Below are 6,203 nucleotides of genomic sequence, written 5' to 3'. Positions count from 1 at the left end.
TTCTGGGCGCGGCACTGTCACGCGCCGCCGGCGAGCCGTACGTGGAGTACGTGCCCAAGCATATCTTCGCGCCACTGGGAATGACGCATTCGGCGATGGAGTGGAACGCGCAGATGGCGACGCACCTTGCGAAGGGGTATCAGGTGATGGGGCCCGGCAAAGTGGACTCCGATACGCCAGAACGGGAGAACAAGAACGGGCGAGGCTACAAGGTACCGAACGGGGCCATCTACACGACGGTGAGTGAGCTGGCGCGGTTTGCGTCGTTCGAGATGGGCCAGGGGCCGGATGCGGCGTTGAAGAAGGCCAGTCTGGATCGATTTGAGAGGCAGACAATTGTCCCGGCCGATACTGGGCTCACCTCCGGCTATGGCATCGGCTTCCAAGTGGACCGGCGCGATGGCTACGTCGCCTTCGGGCACGGTGGAGCGGTTGCGGGCTACACGTCGGCGCTGCGGATGAACCGCGCCAAAGGGATCGGAGTGATCGTGTTCTCCAATGGCACGGCGAACCCGGACGGCATCGCGAACCAGGCGCTCGACATCCTGTCGAAGTGACTCCTCAGGTCGGCTAGCTGTAGGCGGTTGAACAGTTTGGACAGTTCGGCGCGGGTGGCGGCGTGCTTGGGATCGTCGGCGAGGTTGGTGAGTTCCATCGGGTCGCCGTGGACCTGGAAACAGCCCTTCCTCCGAAGAAGCTGTGACAGCCTAGAAGGACAAGAGGCAACCAAAAGGGCTCCCCAAGCGGGGAGTCCTTTCGAGTATGGGCACGACAATCAGGCGACCGCATTGGTCTCCGCTGGTATGACGAAGATGCCTGAGGCATGGCTACCGCGTGAATCTGAAACGAACTTCCTGCGAAACTTTACGGGAAGTTCGGGCCGACTAGATTGGTAGACGCAAGAGCGTTTGATCGGCATAGGGGCGGCAGTTGCCTGCCGACCCCTGCCACACCACCGTGCGTACGGGTCCGTACACGGCGGTTCGAGAAGTTACGCTAGCAGTTCTCGAATAACGAAGGAAGACCGAGCGACCGGAAGTATGCGTTGGAAAGCCCGACAGAAAGGGCTTTGGCGCGGGCCAGGTACCAGGGGCCACGACCACTGCCAGCAGTGTTGGCTGCCAGTTGCGGGCGTACCCCGAGTTGCAACAATGCCGCAGACCTTGGCTTCGTCCCTTGCATCGGAATTCGGGAGGGGGTTCGACGTCTCGAATCTCAGATATATGAGGCTGTTTTACAAGGCCTTTCCAATTCGTGACGCATTGCGTCATGAATTGAGTTGGACTCACTATCGCACGCTCCTCCGGGTAGAGGGCGAGCCGGCCCGGTTATGGTACATGAAAGAAGCTGCAAGCCAAGGCTGGACGACACGCTCCTTGGAGAGGCAGATCAACACCCTCTATTATGAACGCCTGCTCGCGAGCTCCGATCGAAGCGCGGTAGAGGAAGAGGCAAACGGCGGTATTGCTCCTCTGCAAACCGCGCGTTATTTCGTGCGCGATCCGGTGATGCTGGAATTTCTCGGTCTTCCTGGAATGGGGAGACTGCTCGAAGCGGATCTTGAAAGGGCGCTCCTGGACAATCTGCAGTCCTTCCTTTTGGAGCTCGGCCGGGGTTTCGCATTCGTCGGGAGACAGTTTCGAATCAGCACAGAGTCAAAAGATTTCTACATCGACCTAGTCTTCTACAACTACCTATTGAAGTGCTTCGTGTTATTTGATCTCAAGTCAGGCGAGCTGACGCATCAAGATATTGGGCAGATGGATATGTACGTCCGCATGATGGACGATCTAAAACGAGCTTCAGACGACAATCCCACGGTGGGAATTATTCTTTGCGCTGATAAAGATGCCTCAGTTGTGCGTTACTCCGTCCTTCACGAGAACGAACAGATTTTCGCCAGTAGATATAAGCTCGTCCTACCTTCCGAAGACGAGCTTCGAGCTGAGCTCGACCGTGAACGAGACACGCTCGCAAAGCGGATCGGACCTGAAGAATCGCAATGATCTAACGCGCGTAAGGCGAGCGAGACTGCAAATTCATGAATCGACGGATATGGGGTAGTAGCCACATCCAACCGAAAACCTCCGTTAAGGATCTTGATCTGACCCTCATTCAGTGAAAACCAGGCTCGATGCCTTGCTTCTTCCAGATAGACCAACATAATGGCTGGCGGGATTACTTCTGGATCGCCGAAAACCGGAAGTTTCGTGGAACTGCGCTGAAATGTCCGTATGGCCGACTAACCGGCCAGACTCAATAGCATGGAGTAGGCCGTCAATGAATGCCGGAGTAGTGGAGAGACGGACTTCACCTGTTGTTGAGTTGGGGACCGGGGACTCGGGCAGATAGATAAACGGCCGGTCGCCATAGCGACCGGTCCAGAAGTTTACTTGGTAGGCGACTTAAGAGCTACTTCTACTTTGGCTTGAGAAGCGCTCTTCGCCGCAAGTATGGTCTGTCGTTCGCTGCGACTTTGTACACACCTGCGGTATTCGGTCGTGCCTGGGATCCATACCTGCGACAGGTAATGGCTGCTTCCATAGCGGTGAAAGATCAAACGCCCCTGCGACTGAATGGTATTTGTCGACTCTGGAAACATCATCAGGAACTGACTCTTTCCCGTGCTGATATTACGCAAGAGCAGGAAGCCGCTGGAATTCAACAAAACGAGATAGGGGCCTGCAGCCAGGCGCTGGTTATTTACTGAGAACTCGAAGGGAACATCTGCAATGACGCCCTTCGGAGCTTGGGCTGCGGCCACGAGTGATAGTGGACCTGCGAGAAGTGGGATGGATAGAAGGAAACTAGCCAGGGTTGAAAGGCGCGACATGGTGGAACCTCCTTGAGGCGCCAGCACTGACTGACGCTGTATGCACAAAATCTGCCCGCATGCCTTGATGGGCTCAATGCACAGGAGATAATTCCAAAGTCAAATTTCTATTGTTATGTAAATCGCTGGCTCATTGGAGCTTATATCTACAGATGAGAAATAGATGTGCATTTAGTTGGAGGTTGGAGGAGTGCTAAACTACTGCACAGGCCCAAGGATTCGTATGCCCAAGGATTCGTATTATGGGCACTTCAACGAATACGGCGGGGACGATCTGGCGTTTCGGGCCATTCGAGTTCGATGCGCAAACCTCAGAACTGCGTCGTTCTGGCGTCCTGATTAAATTGCGTGAACAATCCTCACGTATTCTTCTCTACCTGCTGGAGCATGCGGGACAAGCGGTAACACGCGAAGAGTTGCGGCAGTATCTTTGGCCATCGGATACTTTTGTTGACTTCGACCATAGCCTGAACACTGCTGTCATGAAGTTGCGGGACGTCCTGGGTGATTCGGCTGACAAACCGCTATATATCGAGACACTTCCTAAAAAGGGATACCGCTTCGTCGCGCCCGTATCGTTTGTGCAAACCACCTCGGCCCCTCGCGAACAGCCGGACAATAAAAGAGGCAAGCCAGCCCTGGTGGCAGCGGGGCTGGCAGCCGTCCTCCTTGTCACCGTGTTCGCAATTCACCGCGCGACGCGGCCGCCCTCGGGTAAGAATCAAAGCCATGCGATAATCGCGGTCGCTCCACTGCAGAATCTCAGCGGAGATCCTGGGCAGGATTACTTCGTCAACGGACTCACCGATGAAATCCTGACCCAACTCGGACAGCTCAATCCAGAACGACTAGGCGTGGTGAGATACATTTCGTCCGCGACGATGCGGCAGGGCATGTTCGCGATCACCGATTTCGGCCAAGGATCCGACTTGCAGTACTTGCTCGAGGGCAGTGTGCGGCACTACGCCGACCAGACACGAATCTCGATGCGCTTGGTGCGAATGGCTGACGGGAGGACGCTCTGGACCGATTCCTTCGATCGCCAGGTTGGCGATGTCCTGTCAGTCCAATCGGAGATAGCGCAACGTATCGGCCGGGAGCTGCAAATTCAGGTACTTGGCCGCGCCAATCGTAAATCCGCCAAACCAGAGGTTGTGGAAGCATACCTTCGTGGCCGATTTGAGATGAGCCGCTCCTATGAGTTGCACCCCCCCAGTCCTCCCGATGCGGCCCGAACATTTTTCGAGCGCGCCACGATGCTGGATCCTTCGTATGCCCCGGCACACGCCGGTCTGGCGGAATTCTATTGTCATCGTGCGGTGCAGGGGGGTGACGAAGAGGCCTGGCGGATGGCTGAGCAGCATGCAACCCAAGCATTGTCGCTGGACGACGAAGCTGCGGAAACCCACGCCGCCATGGCTCAGATCAAGCTGGCGCACGATTGGGACTGGCGCGCAGCCCGCGAACATGCTCTGCGGGCCTTGCAGTTGAATCCCAGTTCGCCCGAGGCCCATGCCGCATACGCGTTTTATCTCAGGAGGGCGGTGGGCAACACAGGAGAGGCATTGAACCATCGCAAGCAGGCGCTCGCCCTGGACCCCTCTCGCGTGGACTTGAGAACGCAACTCACAAATAGTACGCCATCGCGCGAGATTACAAGGGCGCTGCGACCTCGGCGCGCCAGTTGCTTCCGTATGACCCCTATCATGCCCACGACGCTCTTTGCTACGTTTTGGGGTCCCTGAAGCTCTACAGTGAATCTGTTGCCGAATGCAGCCAGATGCTCGCTCTGGACGGGCACAGTGACTGGGTGCCTGCATACCTGCGTGAGTACCGTCAAAAGGGGTATGAGGCGGCGATGTCATTCATGGCGAGGAAGTACGTGGGCGAGATCCTGAAGAGTCCCCAACCGGACTTATGGGTATTGGCAAACGCATACGTGCTCGCGGGCATGCGGGAAGAAGCGCTGGACACCTTGTTCCAGGGACTGAAAACACGTCACCTCGGACTGTTGCAGGTCCGCGTCGACCCCGATTTCGATTCCATTCGTAACGAGCCACGCTATGCTGAACTAATTCGCCAGATCGGATTCCCGACCGAATAGGCAGGCCGCTTATGTGTCGGCTGGTAAACGTCCCGTAGGCGACCATACAGACAGAACCCATCAAGCCGATTGAGTCATTTCGCGTAGGGTGAGTACTCCCCGGTTCCGTCTGGGAAATGAATCTCCCACACCTCACATCATCGTTGCCAATTTCGAGAGATCACTTGCAGCGTTGAAGGCCGCAAACGTTTCTAATTCGGGTGCATCCGCCTCCGGGTAAGCTTCGGTGCAACTGCTTTCAGCAATGACTCAAGGCTCCGAGCATGTAAGGCATTCTAACCATTCCAGCGCAGGGCGATATGGGCGGTTAACGCTAGATCCCTATCGGGACTGCCCGGCAGATGGGGTGGGCAGGAACGCGGTTCCCTTGGGGGCAGTTTCGATAGGGCGGTTTGAAGTGAGCCGTTGGCGTTTGCGACGGACGCGGTGATCTACCTATGGGATTTCAATGGGTGGCAGATGGCCGGAGAGCTGTTACAAGGCCGGAGAGCGAGAGTTAGGAAAGCATGGACTCCGGTGACATGGCGAAATGCAGACGTGTTCTGCATTTCTGGAGCTGCGTTGTGACAGTCGTTTTCGCAGTTCGAGCGCACTTCGACGTTGCGTTCTGGCGCACGAGGTAGGAAGGGATGGATAGCGGACTGGCGAGGGTTGAGGCGCTCAGGAGCTGTCATCGCCGCACCTCCTTGGCTCGGACGGGGTGAGGCTTGCACGGAAGTGAAGTTGAGCGCAGGTGAGCCGTTCGACGACCAGCATGATTGCTGAGCAGGCGGGGCAGCGCAGGCTGGGTGGCTCCGGCGGATCGACGGCAGCGGCCATGCCGAGCAGTGCGCGGCAACGTTCCAGCTCAGCACTCCGTTTGCGGTTGGCGAAGAGTCCGAAGTGCCGGATGCGAACCAGACCGCCGGGCAGGACGTGAAGCAGGAATCGGCGCAGGAACTCATGGGCGGAAACGGTCATGACCTTTTGCTTGCCGCCGTGAGCATAGTCTCGCCAGCGGAAGGAGACGCGATCGTTCTCGAAGGCCACGAGACGATGGTTGGTGTCGTTTTTCCTTTACTAGTAGAAAAGCGCCCTTTTGCCGACGATTATTACCCTTAACTCGTAGAAATCCTGATCCGTAACTAGTAGAAAAAGGGCTCAAACTAGTAGAACCCACGCGTCGATCAGGTCGGCTCTCTAGCGGGCGGCACGGGCCTTGAAGACCTTGCGGTCGACTAGTTTCTCCATCGCATCGGTTCGCTTAGCAGCTGTCTCCCAGCCGAC

At 56.7% G+C, this 6,203-nt stretch carries 5 protein-coding genes and 1 pseudogene; 4 read left to right on the top strand and 2 right to left on the bottom strand.

What is annotated here, in order from left to right:
• Both Q363_RS30080 and Q363_RS30075 read left to right on the top strand, forming a co-directional pair.
• The coding region (locus Q363_RS30080; RefSeq protein WP_035358089.1) for a serine hydrolase domain-containing protein at positions 1-557 on the top strand (557 nt) is incomplete at its 5' end.
• Between the two features lie 483 nt (positions 558-1,040).
• The gene (locus tag Q363_RS30075) at positions 1,041-2,006 is read left to right on the top strand and encodes a PDDEXK nuclease domain-containing protein (protein ID WP_084080919.1); all 966 of its coding nucleotides are present in this window, start codon (positions 1,041-1,043) and stop codon (positions 2,004-2,006) included.
• A gap of 383 nt (positions 2,007-2,389) precedes the next feature.
• Here Q363_RS30075 and Q363_RS30070 read toward each other — a convergent pair whose 3' ends face one another.
• The gene (locus Q363_RS30070; RefSeq protein ID WP_035358087.1) at positions 2,390-2,833 is read right to left on the bottom strand and encodes a hypothetical protein; all 444 of its coding nucleotides are present in this window, start codon (positions 2,831-2,833) and stop codon (positions 2,390-2,392) included.
• Between the two features lie 242 nt (positions 2,834-3,075).
• Here Q363_RS30070 and Q363_RS30065 point away from each other — a divergent pair, with 242 nt between their 5' ends.
• Both Q363_RS30065 and Q363_RS30060 read left to right on the top strand, forming a co-directional pair.
• A complete protein-coding gene (locus tag Q363_RS30065; protein WP_035358084.1) occupies positions 3,076-4,578 on the top strand; it encodes a winged helix-turn-helix domain-containing tetratricopeptide repeat protein in 1,503 nt (500 codons plus the stop codon).
• Between the two features lie 35 nt (positions 4,579-4,613).
• Positions 4,614-4,937, top strand: a complete 324-nt coding sequence (locus Q363_RS30060) for a TPR end-of-group domain-containing protein (RefSeq protein ID WP_035358082.1) — start codon at positions 4,614-4,616, stop codon at positions 4,935-4,937.
• 660 nt (positions 4,938-5,597) lie between these two features.
• Here the strand turns inward: Q363_RS30060 and Q363_RS47205 are convergent.
• Positions 5,598-5,981, bottom strand: a pseudogene (locus Q363_RS47205) (transposase); the annotation flags it as partial.
• Positions 5,982-6,203: the final 222 nt, after the last annotated feature.

The organism is Edaphobacter aggregans DSM 19364 (assembly GCF_000745965.1).
Taxonomy (GTDB): Bacteria; Acidobacteriota; Terriglobia; order Terriglobales; family Acidobacteriaceae; genus Edaphobacter; species Edaphobacter aggregans.
This window is presented reverse-complemented; position numbering and strand designations above follow the sequence as displayed.

Excerpts from the sequence above, each read along its gene's own strand:
- Q363_RS30075 (WP_084080919.1), top strand. The coding sequence starts at position 1,041 with ATGCGTTGGAAAGCCCGACAGAAAGGGCTTTGGCGCGGGCCAGGTACC.
- Q363_RS30070 (WP_035358087.1), bottom strand. The coding sequence starts at position 2,833 with ATGTCGCGCCTTTCAACCCTGGCTAGTTTCCTTCTATCCATCCCACTT.
- Q363_RS30065 (WP_035358084.1), top strand. The coding sequence starts at position 3,076 with ATGGGCACTTCAACGAATACGGCGGGGACGATCTGGCGTTTCGGGCCA.
- Q363_RS30060 (WP_035358082.1), top strand. The coding sequence starts at position 4,614 with ATGCTCGCTCTGGACGGGCACAGTGACTGGGTGCCTGCATACCTGCGT.